17 protein-coding genes are annotated in these 16596 nt (G+C 60.6%); 13 read left to right on the top strand and 4 right to left on the bottom strand.

The window, feature by feature from the left end:
• Nucleotides 1–199 precede the first annotated feature (199 nt).
• On the top strand, nt 200–1432 hold the full coding sequence (locus BTE54_RS19465) for a Xaa-Pro peptidase family protein (protein ID WP_078053635.1): 1233 nt from the start codon (nt 200–202) through the stop codon (nt 1430–1432).
• Between the two features lie 8 nt (nt 1433–1440).
• On the opposite strand, the gene BTE54_RS19460 is transcribed toward BTE54_RS19465, so the two are convergent.
• The 3 genes from BTE54_RS19460 to BTE54_RS19450 all read right to left on the bottom strand — a co-directional run bounded on the left by BTE54_RS19460 (nt 1441) and on the right by BTE54_RS19450 (nt 3445).
• Nucleotides 1441–1758, bottom strand: a complete 318-nt coding sequence (locus tag BTE54_RS19460) for a cupin domain-containing protein (RefSeq protein ID WP_003522691.1) — start codon at nt 1756–1758, stop codon at nt 1441–1443.
• 42 nt (nt 1759–1800) lie between these two features.
• On the bottom strand, nt 1801–2538 hold the full coding sequence (locus BTE54_RS19455; protein ID WP_078053634.1) for a FadR/GntR family transcriptional regulator: 738 nt from the start codon (nt 2536–2538) through the stop codon (nt 1801–1803).
• A gap of 109 nt (nt 2539–2647) precedes the next feature.
• On the bottom strand, nt 2648–3445 hold the full coding sequence (locus BTE54_RS19450) for an NAD(P)-dependent oxidoreductase (protein WP_078053633.1): 798 nt from the start codon (nt 3443–3445) through the stop codon (nt 2648–2650).
• Between the two features lie 138 nt (nt 3446–3583).
• Between BTE54_RS19450 and kduI the strand changes: the two genes are divergently transcribed.
• From kduI to BTE54_RS19410, 8 genes are all read left to right on the top strand, one after another.
• Nucleotides 3584–4408, top strand: a complete 825-nt coding sequence (gene kduI / locus BTE54_RS19445) for a 5-dehydro-4-deoxy-D-glucuronate isomerase (RefSeq protein WP_065656169.1) — start codon at nt 3584–3586, stop codon at nt 4406–4408.
• A complete protein-coding gene (gene kduD, locus BTE54_RS19440; protein ID WP_078053632.1) occupies nt 4405–5148 on the top strand; it encodes a 2-dehydro-3-deoxy-D-gluconate 5-dehydrogenase KduD in 744 nt (247 codons plus the stop codon). Before kduI ends, kduD begins: the two co-directional genes overlap by 4 nt.
• A 114-nt stretch (nt 5149–5262) precedes the next feature.
• Nucleotides 5263–6174 (top strand): 5-dehydro-4-deoxyglucarate dehydratase, encoded by a 912-nt coding sequence (kdgD, locus tag BTE54_RS19435; RefSeq protein ID WP_078053631.1) that lies wholly within the window; start codon nt 5263–5265, stop codon nt 6172–6174.
• A gap of 36 nt (nt 6175–6210) precedes the next feature.
• The gene (locus BTE54_RS19430) at nt 6211–7347 is read left to right on the top strand and encodes a D-galactarolactone cycloisomerase (protein ID WP_078053630.1); all 1137 of its coding nucleotides are present in this window, start codon (nt 6211–6213) and stop codon (nt 7345–7347) included.
• Nucleotides 7344–8222, top strand: coding sequence for an amidohydrolase family protein (locus BTE54_RS19425; protein WP_078053629.1), 879 nt, complete (start codon nt 7344–7346; stop codon nt 8220–8222). Before BTE54_RS19430 ends, BTE54_RS19425 begins: the two co-directional genes overlap by 4 nt.
• Before the next feature lie 144 nt (nt 8223–8366).
• On the top strand, nt 8367–9344 hold the full coding sequence (locus tag BTE54_RS19420; RefSeq protein WP_078053649.1) for a TRAP transporter substrate-binding protein: 978 nt from the start codon (nt 8367–8369) through the stop codon (nt 9342–9344).
• Nucleotides 9345–9413: 69 nt separating this feature from the next.
• Complete coding sequence (locus BTE54_RS19415; RefSeq protein ID WP_003522682.1) at nt 9414–9935, top strand: TRAP transporter small permease; 522 nt, start codon at nt 9414–9416, stop codon at nt 9933–9935.
• A complete protein-coding gene (locus tag BTE54_RS19410; RefSeq protein WP_059757073.1) occupies nt 9936–11216 on the top strand; it encodes a TRAP transporter large permease in 1281 nt (426 codons plus the stop codon).
• 29 nt (nt 11217–11245) lie between these two features.
• On the opposite strand, the gene BTE54_RS19405 is transcribed toward BTE54_RS19410, so the two are convergent.
• Nucleotides 11246–12172 carry an AraC family transcriptional regulator gene (locus tag BTE54_RS19405; RefSeq protein WP_078053628.1) on the bottom strand — a complete coding sequence of 309 codons (927 nt, stop codon included), beginning with the start codon at nt 12170–12172 and terminating at the stop codon, nt 11246–11248.
• Between the two features lie 212 nt (nt 12173–12384).
• On the opposite strand from BTE54_RS19405, the gene BTE54_RS19400 reads away from it, so the two are divergent.
• The 4 genes from BTE54_RS19400 to BTE54_RS19385 are packed head-to-tail and all read left to right on the top strand — an operon-like array spanning nt 12385 to nt 16570.
• A complete protein-coding gene (locus tag BTE54_RS19400) occupies nt 12385–13266 on the top strand; it encodes a sugar ABC transporter permease (RefSeq protein WP_003522679.1) in 882 nt (293 codons plus the stop codon).
• 4 nt (nt 13267–13270) lie between these two features.
• The gene (locus BTE54_RS19395) at nt 13271–14155 is read left to right on the top strand and encodes a carbohydrate ABC transporter permease (RefSeq protein ID WP_078053627.1); all 885 of its coding nucleotides are present in this window, start codon (nt 13271–13273) and stop codon (nt 14153–14155) included.
• Between the two features lie 2 nt (nt 14156–14157).
• Nucleotides 14158–15279, top strand: coding sequence for a sn-glycerol-3-phosphate ABC transporter ATP-binding protein UgpC (ugpC, locus tag BTE54_RS19390; RefSeq protein ID WP_078053626.1), 1122 nt, complete (start codon nt 14158–14160; stop codon nt 15277–15279).
• A 22-nt stretch (nt 15280–15301) separates the two neighbouring features.
• Nucleotides 15302–16570 carry an ABC transporter substrate-binding protein gene (locus BTE54_RS19385; protein ID WP_078053625.1) on the top strand — a complete coding sequence of 423 codons (1269 nt, stop codon included), beginning with the start codon at nt 15302–15304 and terminating at the stop codon, nt 16568–16570.
• Nucleotides 16571–16596: the final 26 nt, after the last annotated feature.

Here is a 16596-nt window from a genome sequence, read left to right as displayed (position 1 = left end):
ACCCTTGCCCCCTCATCCCGCTGCCGCGGACTTCTCCCCGACGGGGAGAAGAAACAAGCGGTAACCGCTCGTTCCAACTGGCGATCTTCGAGGTGGAGATGTTATCTTCCACCTTCATTCCTTCCCCGGTGACTGCTAAAGCGTAGGCTCATAAACCGTGCGGCCTGGCGTTGCAGGCAAATGATATACCGGGGTCCCCATGAGCGATATAGACCGAAGCCGTGCCCAGCAGCTGATGCGGGAAGCGGATATTGACGCGCTGGTGCTTTTCCAGCCCGAAGCCTTCCGTTATGCGGTCGGCGCCCATGCCGGTGTCGCGACCATGTGGGGCAGGGCGGGTTCGGCAATTGCGCTGGTGCCGGCTGATGCCGGGGCGCGGCTTGCGGCTGTCGTCAGCGATCATGCCGCCCCGCTTGTCAGAAAGGGCGCGCCGGATGTCGATCTGCGCTGCCATCGCATCTGGATCGATTTGGTCGATCTGTCGGGTGTCGAAACCATCGCGCATGTGAACGATGCCTATCGCCGCAACAATTCCGGTGGCCCTAGGCCGGAAACATTTGACCGCGCCGCCTGTTTCGGCCTGCTGGCTGACCTGCTGCGGGAGCGTGGGCTGTCGGCGGCGCGCATTGGCGCAGACCTTGAATTCATGCCCGCCGCCGATTTTCTGGCGCTGCATCAGGCGCTGCCCGATGTCGACTGGGTTGACGGATCGGCCGTGCTGCGCCGCCTGCGCGCCGTGAAATCCGAGCGTGAGATCGAGCTTCTGAGACGCGCGGCAGCGGCGGCTGAGGCCGGGCTGGTCGCGATGGCCGCTGCCGTCAGGCCTGGCGCGGCGCTCGGCGGGCTTTCCGCTACGTGGAAGGCCGGCGCACGGGCCCATGCCGCGAAATCCGGGTTTTCGCTGAGCGGCCATTGGGACTACATATCCGTCGGCCCCGCTTTGTCGGATATGGCGGCGGTTGTCACGCCGGGTGCGCTCATCAAGGCCGATGTCGGCACACTGGTCGACGGTTATTCATCGGATGGCGCGCGGAGTTTTTCGTGGGGGCCGGTCTCGCCGCTGGCCGCTGATGTTTTCAGCGCCCTGGAAGCGGCCTTTGCCAGCGGGCTCGAAGTGATTCGTCCCGGCAATACATTCGGTGCTGTGCACGCCGCCATGCTGGCCTCGATGCGCAGGCAAGGTTTCAGCGAATATTATCGCGGCCATTTCGGCCATTCCGTCGGCGGTGGCGTGGGCATCGAGGAATGGCCGTTCTTTTCCCATGACAATCCGGAAATCATTCTTCCCGGCATGGTCGTGGCGCTCGAAGCGCCGTTTTATGGCGAAGGGCTGGGCGCGCTGATGATCGAGGACCAGTTCCTCGTCACCTCCTCCGGCGCGGAATGCATGAACAGCCTGCCACGCGCCCTGCGGGATTTATCGGCGGACTGAGCGCCGGATCAGAGGAAATCGTCGCGGCGCGGGGTAAAGCAGTCGATCAGCTCGCCCTCTTCCAGACACAGGCAGCCGTGCTCGATATGGCCGGGAATGACGAGGCTATCGCCCTTCTGAAGGTCGTAGGCTTCTCCGTCGCGGTAAAAGCGGAAGCTGCCGCTGGCGACATAGGTGGATTGCACATGCGGATGGCTGTGCAGCCTGCCTTCGGCGCCGGTCTTGAAGCGGAAGGAGACCACCATCAGTTCCGGCGCTTCGGAAAGCACGGTGCGCTCCACGCCATCGTCGGGGGAAACGGTGGGGAAGGTCGGAAGCTGCTGCATATCGTTCTCCTCAGTCATGCAATGCGGTTTAAACAGGTAGTCTCAGCGCGGCGCGCGCAGCATGGAGCGATAACGCGTCTGGCTGCTTTTCAGATGGCTGCGCATGGCGCTGCGCGCCGCCTCCTCGTCGCCGTCCTGTATCGCGATCAGGATCGCTTCATGTTCACCGACGAGCCGGGCGAGATCGGCGGGCGAAAGCACGGTTTCCGTGCCGTTTTCGGCCACGGCGCGGCGCGGAATGAGGGTGGGGCCGAGCACCTGCAGAAACTCGCTGAAGCGGGGATTGTTGGTCGCTTCGGCAATGGCGAGATGGAAGGCGAAATCGGCCTCTGCTGTCGGCACGCCCCTGGTGGCGCTGGCGCGGAAGGCATCGAAGGCCTCGATGATCTTTTCCTCCTGCGCCGGCGAGCGGCGAATGGCGGCGAGACCGGCGGCGTCACCTTCCACGGCGGTGCGCAATTCCAGCATTTCTATCAGCGACGAGACGCGCGCAAGATCGACATTGTGGAAGGGGCGCCGCTCAGTGGGTGCGGGTTCCAGTACGAAAACACCAGCGCCCTGACGCGGCTCGACCAGACCATCGGATCGCAGCGAGGCGATTGCCTCCCGCACCACGGTACGGCTGACGCCGAATTCCTGCGTCATCTGCGCTTCGGAGGGAAGGCGCTCACCCGTCTTGTAACGACCCTTGGCGATCTGGCTGCGGAGTTCCTCCGAAACCTTCACCACAAGCGTTCTGCCTTGAGGAGCTGCCGGTTCGAAGCTTGTCGCTTTTGTCATCTTGGTCGCCGTTCTAAAAAATGTCGGTTGCGTGCACCGTTCCTCGATACGTCATTCGCGGCCTGGCATGCAATCCCGCCGTTTTAGCGGGAAAGGTCCGTGCGACATGTCACGTCTCCTTGAAGATCGGGTTGTCGACAAACACGCCACCCTGAAAGCGGACTAGCGCGTCGCTCGGGTCCGGTTTGGGAACTGTCCGGGCGATGTGCTCCCGGAAGGTCTCGGCATTGTCCTTCGGTTTCCATCCCAGAAAGCCGAGATGCGAATTGTCCCACCAGCTTGCATCGTTGGCGGAGGCCCCCCAGACGACCGGGCAGCCGAGAACGGGGGCGCGGAACGCCGCTTCGATCAGCGACACGAAATCGTCATGAGAAAACCAGGTGGACAGCATGCGGTAATTGTTGGGTTCCGGCGTGCAGGAGCCGATGCGCACAAGCGCCGTCTCCTGACCGAATTTCTCGAAATACAGGCGGGCGAGGTTTTCGCCGAAACATTTGGAAACGCCGTAGAGGCCGTCCGGGCGGAAGGGAACATCGGGACCAAGCCGGTCGGTCTGGGGATAATAGCCGATCGTGTGGTTGGAGCTGGCGAAAACAATTCGCGGCTGGCCGTGGGCGCGGGCGGCCTCGTAGAGATTATAAAGTCCGATGATGTTGCCCTGAAGGATTTGTTCGAAAGGCTTCTCCACCGATATGCCGCCAAGGTGAACGATGCCGTCGCAACCGGCAACCATGGCATCCACTGCGTCGGCATCCGCAAGGTCGCATTGCATGCATTCCTCGTTCGGGCCTGCCGGATCGAGCGGGGCGAGATCGGCAAGGCGAATGGTCTCGGCCATCGATGCAAGGCGTTTGCGCATAACGCGGCCAAGCTGGCCCGCAGCACCGGTAACAAGAAGCCGTTTCATTGCCATTCTCCCTCAGCGTTGCACGTCCCTGCCGTGGTCGAGATATGCCTATGCCTCTTGACCTTGTCATACAGATCGTACAAAAAGCGGATAACATATATTATGTGCCATACGCAACGATCATGAAGGATGAGTTTGATGTTGACCGTCGAAACAAGGCAGGCCGTGAACCCGGAATATGCGAAAACGCTGGATACCGAAGGGCTCCGCCGGCATTTCCTCGCCAACGACATGTTTCGTTCCGGCGAAATCAGGCTGATCTACACCCATTATGACCGCTTCGTGATGGGCGGCGCGGTGCCGAACGGTGCGCCGCTGACGCTGGACAAGGTGGAAGAGACCAAAACGCCGTCCTTCCTCGACCGGCGCGAGATGGGCATCGTCAATGTGGGCGAGACCGGCACGGTCAGCGCCGGCGGCGAGACCTATACCCTCAATCGCGGCGATGTGCTTTATCTCGGCGCAGGCAGCGGCGCGGTGACCTTTGACGGGGCAGGGCGATTCTACATCACCTCCTGCCCGGCGCATCGCAGCCTGCCTGCAAAGCTCGTGACACTGGCCAATAGCAAGGAGGTCAAGCTCGGCGCGACCGAGACATCCAACAAGCGCACCATCAACCAGTTCATCCATCCGCTGGTCATGGAAAGCTGCCAGCTGGTGCTGGGGTATACGACGCTGGAGGACGGTTCCGTCTGGAACACCATTCCTTCCCACATTCACGATCGCCGCATGGAGGCCTATCTCTATTTCGGCATGGATGAGAAGTCGCGCGTGCTGCATCTGATGGGTGAGCCGCAGGAAACCCGGCATCTGTTCATTTCGAATGAAGAGGGTGCGATTTCTCCGCCCTGGTCCATCCATTCCGGCGCCGGCATCGGTTCTTACACCTTCATCTGGGCCATGGCGGGAGACAATGTCGATTACACCGACATGGACTTTATCCAGCCGGGGGATCTGAAATGAAGAATCCCTTTTCGCTTCAGGGGCGTAAAGCGCTCGTCACCGGCGCGAATACGGGGCTTGGCCAGGCAATTGCGGTGGGGCTCGCTGCTGCCGGGGCGGAGGTGGTCTGCGCCGCCCGCCGCGCGCCGGATGAAACGCTGGAGATGATCGCCAGGGACGGCGGCAAGGCCAGCGCATTGTCTATCGATTTTGCCGATCCGCTGGCGGCGAAGGACAGTTTTGCCGGAGCCGGTTTCGATATTCTCGTCAACAATGCCGGCATTATCCGCCGTGCCGATTCCGTCGAGTTTTCCGAACTCGACTGGGACGAGGTGATGGACGTCAATCTCAAGGCGCTGTTTTTCACTACCCAGGCTTTTGCGAAAGAGTTGCTGGCGAAAGGCAGGTCCGGCAAGGTGGTCAATATCGCTTCGCTCCTCTCCTTTCAGGGCGGCATTCGCGTGCCGTCCTATACGGCGGCGAAACATGGCGTCGCGGGCCTCACCAAGCTTCTGGCGAATGAGTGGGCGGCAAAGGGCATCAATGTGAATGCGATTGCGCCCGGCTACATCGAAACCAACAATACCGAGGCGCTACGCGCGGATGCGGCCCGTAACAAGGCCATTCTCGAACGTATTCCGGCCGGCCGCTGGGGCCATTCAGACGATATAGCCGGGGCGGCGGTTTTCCTTGCCTCGCCGGCGGCGGATTATGTGCATGGCGCCATTCTCAATGTCGACGGCGGCTGGCTGGCGCGCTGATCTGTTACAGATTTCAACAATTCATCATACAACATGTATGATGAATTGTTGACAAGCATGCGGCAACCGGGTTAGGTGGCTTCCAGTCAATGAATTTGCAAAGGAATACCAAACATGAACCCTGAACAAATCAAGGCGGCGCTCGGCTCCGGCCTCTTGTCTTTCCCGGTCACCCATTTCGATGCCGATGGTCGTTTTGCGGCCGATAGCTACAGAGCGCATGTCGAATGGCTTGCCGGTTATAAAGCGCCGGTGCTGTTTGCCGCCGGCGGCACGGGTGAGTTCTTCTCGCTGAAGCCGGACGAAATTCCGACCATCGTTTCCGCCGCCAAGGATGTGGCCGGTGAAACCGCCATCGTTTCCGGCTGCGGTTACGGCACCGAGATTGCCGTTGATATCGCCCGCTCGGTCGAAAAGGTCGGCGCGGACGGCATCCTGCTTCTGCCGCATTATCTCATCGATGCGCCGCAGGAAGGCCTTTACGCCCATATCAAGAAGGTGTGTCAGTCGGTCGGTATCGGCGTCATGGTTTACAACCGCGACAATTCCGTGCTGCAGGCGGATACGCTGGCGCGTCTCTGCGACGAATGCCCGAACCTCGTCGGCTTCAAGGACGGCACCGGCGATATCGGTCTCGTTCGCCAGATCACCGCAAAGATGGGTGATCGCCTGATGTATCTCGGCGGCATGCCGACGGCGGAACTGTTTGCCGAAGCCTATCTCGGCGCCGGTTTCACCACCTATTCCTCGGCTGTCTTCAACTTCGTGCCGGGCCTTGCCAATGAATTCTACGCCGCGCTGCGCGCCGGCGAACGCGCCACCTGCGAGCGTATCCTGACGGAATTCTTCTATCCGTTCATGGCGATCCGCAACCGCGCCAAGGGTTATGCCGTCTCCGCCGTCAAGGCCGGCGTGCGCCTGCAAGGCTTCAACGCCGGTCCGGTGCGTGCGCCGCTGAAGGACCTGACCAATGAGGAAATCGGCATGCTCGACGCCTTGATCGGCACGCACAAGCGCAAAGCCTGATTTGGAGGCCTGATCGAGACAAGCGGGAGGGGAGCCATGAAGATCACAGCGGTGCGCACGCATCTGCTCGAACACCGGCTGGACACGCCGTTCGAAAGCGCATCCATGCGTTTTGACCGCCGCGCCCATATTCTGGTGGAAATCGAATGCGACGACGGAACCGTCGGCTGGGGCGAATGCCTCGGCCCGGCGCGGCCCAACGCCGCCGTGGTTCAGGCCTATTCCGGCTGGCTCATCGGCCAGGACCCGCGTGAGACCGAGAAGATCTGGGCCGTGCTTTATAATGCCCTGCGCGATCAGGGCCAGCGCGGCCTCAGCCTCACGGCCCTGTCCGGCATCGATATCGCGCTTTGGGACATCAAGGGCAAGCATTATGGCGCTTCCATCTCGATGCTGCTCGGCGGGCGCTGGCGCGAAAGCGTGCGGGCCTATGCCACCGGCAGCTTCAAGCGCGATGGCGTAGACCGCGTTTCCGACAATGCCTCCGAGATGGCGGAGCGTCGGGCGGACGGCTTTCATGCCTGCAAGATCAAGATCGGCTTCGGCATCGAGGAAGACCTCCGCGTCATCGCCGCGGTGCGCGAGGCGATTGGGCCGGATATGCGGCTGATGATCGACGCCAATCACGGCTACACCGTCACCGAAGCCGTCGCGCTCGGCAACCGCGCCGCCGAGTATGGTATCGACTGGTTCGAGGAGCCGGTGGTTCCCGAACAGCTCGATGCCTACGCCCGGGTGCGGGCCGGCCAGCCGATACCGGTTGCGGGCGGCGAGACCTGGCACGGGCGTTATGGCATGTGGCAGGCGCTTTCCGCCGGTGCCGTGGATATTCTCCAGCCCGATCTCTGCGGCTGCGGCGGTTTTTCCGAAACGCAGAAGATCGCGGCGCTCGCCACGCTGCACGGCGTGCGCATCGTGCCGCATGTCTGGGGCACCGGCGTACAGATTGCGGCAGCCCTTCAATTCATGGCGGCGATGACGCCCGATCCGTTGCGGGTCAATCCCATCGAGCCGATCATGGAATTCGACCGCACCTATAATCCGTTCCGGCAGGCCGTGCTGAGCGAGCCGATAGAGGCGGTAAACGGCGTCGTCACCATCCCGAACGGCCCCGGCCTCGGCATAGAGATCAACCGCGACGCATTGATTGAATTCAGGATGCCAGACCCGTGAGCGAACTTGTCAGAAAACTGAGCGGCACAGCGCCCCGGCCCGCTTTCCCGAAAGGCGCCGTCGATACGCAGATGCATCTCTATCTGCGCCACTATCCCGCCCTGCCGGGTGGACCGGGCCTGCCGCCGGGCGCTCTGCCTGGACCGGAGGATTATCGCAGCCTCATGCAATGGCTCGGCATCGACCGGGTCATCATCACCCAGGGCAACGCCCATCAGCGCGATAACGGCAACACACTCGCCTGTGTCGCGGAAATGGGCGAGGCGGCCCGCGCGGTGGTCATCATCGATGCGGGAACGACCGAAAAGGACATGGAAAAGCTTGCCGCCGCAAGGGCCGTCGGTGCGCGTATCATGGATTTGCCGGGTGGTGCGGTAAACCTGTCCGAGCTGGAAGCCGTGGACGAGCGCGCGCATGCGGCCGACTGGATGGTGGCGGTGCAATTCGACGGCAATACGCTGCTCGATCACCTGCCGCGCCTTCAGAACATCCGCTCGCGCTGGGTGTTCGATCACCACGGCAAGTTCTTCAAGGGCATCAGAACCGATGGCCCGGAAATGGCGGCGCTTCTGAAACTCATCGACCGCGGCAATCTCTGGTTCAAGTTCGCCGGCGTCTACGAAAGCTCGCGTGAGAGCTGGCCCTATGAGGACATCGCCGCCTTTTCGCGCGTCATCGCCGCCCATGCGCCGGAGCGCATCGTCTGGGGCACCAACTGGCCGCATAATTCCATCCGCGAGACGGCGGCCTATCCCGACGATGCCCGCCTTGCGGAACTCATACTCGGCTGGCTGCCGGATGAAGCGGCGCGCCATCGCGTGCTGGTGGAAAATCCGGAAGCGCTGTTTAAGCTGCCGCCAGTCACGGCGGCTTAGGTCAATCGGGGATGGCTGGGGAAGGGAGGTCCCCATCGTCCTTTTAAACTGAAAGGTCTTTGCATGCCGGCCCGGATGGGCGTGAAAAATACGGTCCTATAGCCTTGGAGGGGCTGGATCGTTTCAACAATGGAGGAGGAAAGCATGAAAAAGATTGCAAGCATGATGTGCGTCGCGATGGGGATCGCGCTCGCCGGTGTTTCCGCCAAGGCGCAGGAAATAACCCTGCGTTCTGCCGATATTCATCCCGACGGTTATCCGACGGTCGAAGCCGTGAAATATATGGGCGAGCTTCTGGCCGAGCGCACCAAGGGCCGCATCAAGATACAGGTCATGAACAATTCCGTTCTCGGCGGCGAGAAGGATACCATCGAGCAGACCCGCTTCGGCGTCATCGACATGAACCGCGTCAATGCCGCGCCTTTCAACAATCTGGTCAAGGAGACCACCGTTCTTGGTCTGCCTTTCCTGTTCCGCTCGACGGAGCATATGCACAACACGGTCGACGGTCCGATCGGCGATGAGGTTCTGGCGGCCTTCGAACCGCACGGCCTCGTCGGTCTCGCCTTTTACGATTCCGGCGCACGGTCCTTCTACACCACCAAAAAGCCTATTGAAAAACTCGCGGACCTGAAGGGCCTGAAAATCCGCGTGCAGCAGTCGGATCTGTGGATTTCGATGATGCAGGCTTTCGGCGCCAACCCGACGCCGATGCCGATGGGCGAGGTCTATTCCTCGCTTGAAACCGGCGTTGTCGACGGTGCGGAAAACAACTGGCCCTCTTACGAATCCGCCCGTCACTACGAGGTAGCGAAGAACTACTCCCTGACAGAACATTCGCTGAACCCGGAAATCCTCGTCATTTCCAAGGTCTCTTACGACAAGCTCTCTCCGGAAGATCAGAAGCTGTTGCGTCAGGCGGCCAAGGATTCCGTCGGCAAGATGCGTGAACTCTGGAGCGCCCGCGAAAAGGCATCGGAAGAAAAGGTCCGCGCCGGTGGCGTCAATGTCATCAAGGTCAACAAGGAGGAATTCGCTGCCGCGATGGGTCCGGTCTACGACAAGTTCGTCACCGATCCGAAGATGAAAGACCTTCTGGAACGGGTGAAAGCGGTCAAATAATGCGCGGAAAACCGGCCCTGGGAACAGGGCCGGTTTTCTTTTGTCGCCGTTGACGCGGAGGAACAGACAATGCGAAATTTCATGCGGGCCATTCGCCCCTTTCTCGGCGCGCTCAGCCACGCGTCGCTTTATATTGCCGGTATCGGCATGATCGCCATGACGCTTATCGTCGGCTGGCAGGTCTTTGCGCGGTATATTCTCAACGATTCACCCAGCTGGTCGGAGCCGCTGTCGCTGCATCTCATGTCGTGGTTCATCATGCTTGGCGCCGCCGTCGGCGTGCGCGAGAGCGTGCATCTGGGGCTCGATATTTTGCGCTACATGATGCCGCCGCGCGTGCAGAAGGGCATGGACCTGACAAGCCTTGCGCTGATCTTCTTCTTCGGCGCCGGCATGGCCTGGTATGGCACCTCGCTTTCCATGGGCACATGGACGGCGACGATCCCGGTTCTCGGCTGGCCGGGCGGCACGGATTTCTTCCCGCTGATCGGCGGCGGTTTCCTCATCGCGCTGTTTGCGGCTGAACGTTTCGTCGATCTCGCCATCGGCGAGGAGATTGCGGCCGACGTGATCGTGCAGGAGGCCGCATAAATGGCTTACACCATTCTCTTCGGGGTGTTCACCCTGCTGATGCTGATCGGCACGCCGATCGCGTTCTGCCTCGGCATCGCGTCCTTCGCCACGGTTCTTTATCTCGGCCTGCCGCCCATCGTGGTGTTCCAGCAGATGAATTCCGGCATGAACGTGTTTGCGATGATGGCGATACCGTTTTTCATCTTCGCCGGCGACCTGATGGTGCGCGGCGGCATCGCCCATCGGCTCATCCGCTTTGCGGCCGGTCTCGTGGGACACCTGCGCGGCGGTCTCGGCCAGGTCAACATCGTGGCCTCGACGCTGTTCGGCGGCATTTCCGGCTCGGCCGTGGCCGATGCTTCGGCCGTCGGCGGTCTGATGATCCCGCAAATGGCCAAGCGCGGTTACGACAGGGACTATGCGGTCAATGTCACGGTCAATGCGGCCATCATCGCGCTGATGATACCGCCTTCGCATAACATGATCCTTTATTCGATTGCGGCGGGCGGCAATGTTTCGGTGGCCGATCTCTTCACCGCCGGCATCGTTCCGGGTTTCCTGCTTGCAGCGGCGCTGATGGTGACGGCCTATATCGTTGCCCGGCGCAAGGGTTATCCTTCCGAGCCGTTCCCTGGCTTCTCGAAGCTGATGTATTATCTCCTGGCTTCGTTCCCCGGCATCCTGTTGATCGGCATCATCTTCGGCGGCGTGCGTTCGGGCATCTTCACCGCGACGGAAAGTTCCTGCATCGCGGTTCTCTACGCCTTCCTCGTTGCCATGCTCGTCTACCGCGAGCTGGACTGGAGCGGTTTCGTCGAGGCGGTGATGGGTGCGGTGCGCACGACGGCCATGGTTCTGCTGGTCATCGGCACGGCGGCGTCCTTCGGCTGGCTGATGGCCTTCCTGCAGGTGCAGACGCTGATGATTGCCGCAATCAGCGCGATTTCGGACAATCCGATCATCGTGCTGCTCGTCATCAATGTCATCCTGCTGTTGCTCGGCACCTTCATGGACATGGCGCCGATGGTCATTATCTCCACGCCGGTGCTTCTGCCCGTCGTGAAGGCCTTCGGCATCGACCCCGTGCATTTCGGTGTCGTGATGATCCTGAACGCCGGCATCGGGCTCAACACGCCGCCGGTCGGAACGGTGCTTTTCGTCGGCTGCGCGGTGGGCGGCATATCGATACGGGAAGCGATGCGGACGATCTGGCCGTTCTTCGGTGCCAGCATCGCGGTGCTGCTTGCCGTCACCTATATTCCGTCGCTGTCCCTGTGGTTGCCGTCACTGTTCCGGTAATTCCAGCGCTTTTAAACGAGAAGGCCCCGCTATGCCGGGGCCTTTTCCGTTTCAGTGGCAAGCAGCCTTTGCTGCTCGTGTTCGTCAAAGGCCATGAGATTGCCGTGCCGGCTGCGGCGTATGCGGTTCATATGGTCGCGCGGGCTTAACCCCAATGTCCGTTTGAACATGCGCGAGAAATAATAGGGATCGCCATACCCCACTTCGGCCGCCGCTGCCGTAACCGAAAGCCCAGCCTCGAGAAAATGCATGGCGCGTTCCATGCGTTTGAACTCCTGATATTTACGCGGCGTCCGTCCCACCCGTTTCTGGAATTCGCGCAGAAAATAATCGCGATTATAGGGAGCCGCCTCGGTTGCCCGGCCGGCAATGTCGGGGTCGAGCGGATTGGCCGAAATCATGGTGATCGCCTTCATCACCGCAAGGTCGAGGCCTTCCGTGCCCTCCGGCTGGAAACTCGGGCGGTCGACCCATCCGAGGAAGGCGTCGTCGATGAAGGCGATGAGAAGCACCATAAAGAGATGGTGCTGGCCAAGCGTGATGGAGGAGGGTGGGGCGCTCTGCCGGTAGTGGCGCACCAGCGGTTCCAGCAGCGGCCAGCGGCTCAGCCTCACTTTGGGCTTCAGGTCCATCTGCGCGATCAGGTTGTGGCGGCCGTAAATATCCAGCGTGAAATGCTGCGCCACCCCGCGATAGGTGACGGCCTGCTCGTTCCAGCCGACAAAGCGCTGCCCCCGGAAAATCAGCATGGCGTCACCCGGCTCCAGCACCCGCGCCTCGCCATCAACGAGATAATGCCCGCGCCCTTCCAGGCAGATGATGAGATCGTCCACCTGGTTGGATTTGTCGATCTGCCAGGTGCGCGAATGCTCCATCTTGATCGTTGCGCGCGTCAGGTTGAGGTTGAGCGCCGCAGGTGGAACGGACGATAGAATGCCACCTTCGATTTCGTCCATCTTTTTCCTCGTCTTTGTTAATTCACCTTGGCGCGGAAATTTGGTTTTGTCACCGCATAAATTGCTTTTACGCGCCGTATCAATGAGGGAGGAGATCGGTCGCGGCGAGAGACTGCGCCATCATGCGCCCGCCGCCGGCCGTTCCGGGAGAATCACTTGTACGAAATTGTATTCTGTCATTCGCGTTCCACTGGAGCGCGGGGAGGAGCATTATGAAATCTCAGCGCTTCCTCGGGCTGGGATATCTGACGCCTTATATCGTCGGGCTTCTGGTCTTCACGGCCATCCCGTTTCTCGGCTCGCTCTATCTCAGCTTCACCCGTTACGATCTGATGAGCGATCCCAGCTGGGCGGGGCTGGCCAATTACGAGCGGCTGTTCACCCGCGACCGCACCTTCATGAAATCACTGAACGTTACCCTGTTCTACGTGTTTCTGACGGTGCCGCTGAAGCTTGCCTTCGCGCTGTTCATTGCGGCCATACTCAATTATAAGCTGCAATTCATCAACTTCTTCCGCACCGCCTTTTACGTGCCGTCCATTCTCGGCGGCTCCATCGCGATTGCGGTTCTGTGGCGCTATATCTTCGCAAGCGAGGGGCTTGCCAATATGGCGCTGGTCGCCATCGGCCTGTCGCCGGTGGACTGGTTCGGCGATCCGGGCAACGCACTTTTCACCATCACGCTGTTGCGCTGCTGGCAGTTCGGTTCGGCCATGGTGATCTTTCTCGCGGCGCTGCAATCCATCGACAAGTCGCTTTATGAGGCCGCGGCCATCGATGGCGCGGGCAAGGTGAGAACATTCTTCTTCATCACGCTGCCGCTTCTGACGCCGGTGATCTTCTTCAATCTCATCATGCAGATGGTTCAGGCATTCCAGGAGTTCAACGGGCCTTACATCATCACCCAGGGCGGGCCGCTGAAGTCCACTTATCTCTTGCCTCTCTACATCTATGACGAGGCCTTCAAGAAGTTCAACATGGGCTATGCCTCCGCCATCGCCTGGGTGCTCTTCACCATCATCACCGTGCTGACCCTCGTGGCCTTCTGGTCCTCGAAGAAGTGGGTCTATTACGCCGGCGACAAGCGGAACTGATGCCATGACCGATATCGCAACCCTAAACGACATGCAGGCGGCCCGCCGGGCGCGGCTGAGGCTCGTCTCCACCTCGGTCCGCTACGTGCTTCTCTTCGCGGTCGGCCTCATCATGCTCTATCCGCTGATCTGGCTGGTGGGCGCAAGTTTCAAGACCAATTCGGAAATCTTCTCCGGCGCCGGCTTCATCCCCGATAATCCGACGCTGGACGGTTATATCCGCGGCTGGGAAACCTCAACGCCCTATACGTTCGGCCGGTTCTTCTGGAATTCGTTCCTGATCATCCTGCCGAAAGTCATCGGCACGGCGATTTCCTGCACCATGGCGGCCTATGCCTTTGCCCGCTTCGATTTTCCGCTGAAGAAGATCCTGTTCGGCTCGGTCATCGCCATCTTGCTGCTGCCGAATGTCGTTACCCGCATTCCGCAATATATCCTGTTTCGCGATCTCGGCTGGCTGGACAGTTTCCTGCCGCTCTGGGTGCCGTCCGCGCTCGCCGGCGATGCCTTCTTCGTTTTCATGCTGGTGCAGTTTCTGCGCTCGCTGCCATCGGACATGGAAGAGGCCGCCCGGGTGGATGGCGCCAACAGCCTGCAGGCGCTGATTTACATCGTCGTGCCGATGCTGGCCCCGGCGCTGATCTCGGTCTGCCTGTTCCAGTTCATGTGGACGATGAACGATTTCCTCGGGCCGCTGATCTACCTGTCCTCGGTCGACAAATATCCGGTGAGCCTGGCGCTCAAACTCTCCATCGACACCACCGAAGCCTTCGAATGGAACCGCATCCTGGCGATGTCGGTGCTGACGATCGCGCCTGCGCTGATCGTGTTCTTCGCGGCGCAACGGTATTTCATTGAAGGGATCTCGTCTGGCGGGGTCAAGGGCTGAAAATGGCAAGCGTTCAACTTAAAAATCTCGAAAAAATCTATGGCGGCAGCTTCAAGGCCGTGCACGGCATCAATCTCGATGTCGAGGATGGTGAGTTCATGGTGTTCGTCGGGCCTTCCGGCTGCGCCAAATCCACGACATTGCGCATGGTGGCGGGGCTGGAGGAAATCACCGGCGGTGAAATCCTGATCGGCGATCAGCGCGTCAACGACCTGCCGCCCGGCAAGCGCTCCATTGCCATGGTGTTCCAGAACTATGCGCTTTATCCGCATATGAAGGTGCGCGGCAATCTCGCCTTCGGCCTGAAGATCGCCGGTGTCGCGAAGCCCGAGATCGAAAAGGCAATTGACAATGTCGCGCGCATTCTCGAAATCCAGCCGCTGCTCGACCGTCTGCCGAAGCAGCTCTCGGGCGGGCAGGCGCAGCGTGTGGCGCTGGGCCGCGCGCTCATCAAGAAGCCCGGCGTGTTCCTGTTCGATGAGCCGCTGTCCAATCTCGATGCAAAGCTTCGCGCCTCCATGCGGGTGCGCATCACCGATCTGCACCGTCAGTTGAAGGCGGAAGGCCTGTCTTCGACGGTGATTTACGTGACCCATGATCAGACGGAGGCCATGACCATGGGTGACCGTATCTGCGTCATGCAGGCCGGCCGCATCATGCAGGTCGCGACGCCGAAGGAGTTGTATAACCACCCCGCCAATCTCTTTGTTGCCGGCTTTATCGGCACGCCGGAAATGAACCTGGTGGATGTGGCAATCGACGGCGCTGAGTTCGTCATCGCCGGCCAGCGCCTGCCCATCGGTGCGCATCTCGAGCAACGGCTTTCGGCAAGACCTGCGGATGCCGTCATTGGCATCCGCCCGCAGCATCTTGCGCTGGCGGGGGAGGCGGATGGCCCGGCGCTGCAGGCGAAACTCACCAATGCAGAGTTCATGGGCCATGAGGTCTATCTGCACGCCGATCTAGGCGGCCAGAAGGTCGTCAGCGTCGTTGGCGCGGCGGAATTCGAGGCACTCGGGCGCGACGGTGTCCTGCGGCTGAAGCCGGACCCGGAGAAGCTGCATATTTTCGACAAGGCCGATGGTCGCAACGTCTCGCTTTGGGGAGGGGACGGGCGTGCCTGATTTTTCGAGGAGGAGAAGAACAATGAAGACGATGACAAGAATGATGGCGATGCTCGCCGGTGCCGCCTATGTGGCGATGGCGACGGCCCCGGCGGCGGGTGCTGCGGAACTGCGCATGTCATGGTGGGGCGGCGAAAGCCGCCATGTCGCCACCCAGAAGGCCATTGCCGCCTGCGGCGAGAAATATGGCCACACCGTCAAGGGCGAATTCACCGGCTTCGACGGCTATCTGGAAAAGCTCACAACGCAGATGGCCGGCAAGACGGAAGCCGATATCGTTCAGGTCAACTGGCCGTGGCTGCCGCTGTTTTCGAAGAACGGCGAAGGTTTTGCCGATCTGCGCCAGCTGAAGCCACTCGATCTTTCGCAATGGGCGGAGAGCGATCTGGACGCCGGTTCGATGAATGGCGTGTTGCAGGGGCTTTCCGTTTCCACTACTGGCCGCGTCTTCTTCTTCAACGCCACCACCTTCGAAAAGGCCGGCGTTGAAATTCCGAAGACCTGGGACGAGTTTTTCGCGGCAACCAAGACCATCAAGGAAAAGCTCGGCAAGGACTATTACACCTTCAATGCGGTGAAGGAGACTGCCCAGCTGCTGGTGACGCTGGCCGTTGTGCAAAAGACCGGCAAGGATCTGGTCGATCCCAAGATCAACCGCGTGGCCTGGACGCCGGAGGAGCTTGCCGAGGGTATCTCGTTCGTCGGCAAGCTGGTCGAAACCGGATCGATCCGCTCGCAGAAAGAGGAAGCGGCCGACGGTAACGTCAATCTCTATGAAAAGCCGTCCTGGTCCGAAGGCCGGATTGCCGGCTCTTATGAATGGGATTCGACCTATTCGAAATATGCCGATCCGCTCAAGGAAGGGCAGGTTCTGAAACCGTTCCCGATGCTGAAGCTTGCCGATGCCGTAACAGAGGGCGTCTATCGTAAGCCCTCCATGGTGTTTTCGATCTCGAAAAACTCTAAGAACCCGGAGGCGGCCGCGCAAATCCTGAACTGCCTGCTGAACGAACCTGAGGGCATCGATGCGCTCGGCACCTCACGCGGCCTGCCCGCTTCGAAGGCAGCGGCGGCGCGTCTGGGTGACAAGGGCGAGCCGGAGGTGCGGGCCGCCAACGCCATCGTCATGGCGGCATCCGGACCGGTGGTGTCACCCTTCAACGAGCATCCTGAAATCCGCTCGGGCTTCATCGATACGCTTGAGGAATATGCCTATGGCCAGCTGACGGCGGAAGAAGCGGCCGAGCAGATCATCGATACGACCAACGATGTTCTTGCCAAATTCGATTGACGACGATGGCCTGCCGCCTCAATGGC

This window comes from Agrobacterium sp. YIC 4121 (assembly GCF_002008205.1).
In the GTDB taxonomy this organism is placed as follows: Bacteria; Pseudomonadota; Alphaproteobacteria; order Rhizobiales; family Rhizobiaceae; genus Agrobacterium; species Agrobacterium leguminum.
The sequence above is the reverse complement of the archived record's forward strand: the minus strand, read 5'-3'. Positions and strand labels throughout refer to the sequence as shown.

Excerpts from the sequence above, each read along its gene's own strand:
- BTE54_RS19465 (WP_078053635.1), top strand. The coding sequence starts at position 200 with ATGAGCGATATAGACCGAAGCCGTGCCCAGCAGCTGATGCGGGAAGCG.
- BTE54_RS19460 (WP_003522691.1), bottom strand. The coding sequence starts at position 1,758 with ATGCAGCAGCTTCCGACCTTCCCCACCGTTTCCCCCGACGATGGCGTG.
- BTE54_RS19455 (WP_078053634.1), bottom strand. The coding sequence starts at position 2,538 with ATGACAAAAGCGACAAGCTTCGAACCGGCAGCTCCTCAAGGCAGAACG.
- BTE54_RS19450 (WP_078053633.1), bottom strand. The coding sequence starts at position 3,445 with ATGAAACGGCTTCTTGTTACCGGTGCTGCGGGCCAGCTTGGCCGCGTT.
- kduI (WP_065656169.1), top strand. The coding sequence starts at position 3,584 with ATGTTGACCGTCGAAACAAGGCAGGCCGTGAACCCGGAATATGCGAAA.
- kduD (WP_078053632.1), top strand. The coding sequence starts at position 4,405 with ATGAAGAATCCCTTTTCGCTTCAGGGGCGTAAAGCGCTCGTCACCGGC.
- kdgD (WP_078053631.1), top strand. The coding sequence starts at position 5,263 with ATGAACCCTGAACAAATCAAGGCGGCGCTCGGCTCCGGCCTCTTGTCT.
- BTE54_RS19430 (WP_078053630.1), top strand. The coding sequence starts at position 6,211 with ATGAAGATCACAGCGGTGCGCACGCATCTGCTCGAACACCGGCTGGAC.
- BTE54_RS19420 (WP_078053649.1), top strand. The coding sequence starts at position 8,367 with ATGAAAAAGATTGCAAGCATGATGTGCGTCGCGATGGGGATCGCGCTC.
- BTE54_RS19415 (WP_003522682.1), top strand. The coding sequence starts at position 9,414 with ATGCGAAATTTCATGCGGGCCATTCGCCCCTTTCTCGGCGCGCTCAGC.
- BTE54_RS19410 (WP_059757073.1), top strand. The coding sequence starts at position 9,936 with ATGGCTTACACCATTCTCTTCGGGGTGTTCACCCTGCTGATGCTGATC.
- BTE54_RS19405 (WP_078053628.1), bottom strand. The coding sequence starts at position 12,172 with ATGGACGAAATCGAAGGTGGCATTCTATCGTCCGTTCCACCTGCGGCG.
- BTE54_RS19400 (WP_003522679.1), top strand. The coding sequence starts at position 12,385 with ATGAAATCTCAGCGCTTCCTCGGGCTGGGATATCTGACGCCTTATATC.
- BTE54_RS19395 (WP_078053627.1), top strand. The coding sequence starts at position 13,271 with ATGACCGATATCGCAACCCTAAACGACATGCAGGCGGCCCGCCGGGCG.
- ugpC (WP_078053626.1), top strand. The coding sequence starts at position 14,158 with ATGGCAAGCGTTCAACTTAAAAATCTCGAAAAAATCTATGGCGGCAGC.
- BTE54_RS19385 (WP_078053625.1), top strand. The coding sequence starts at position 15,302 with ATGAAGACGATGACAAGAATGATGGCGATGCTCGCCGGTGCCGCCTAT.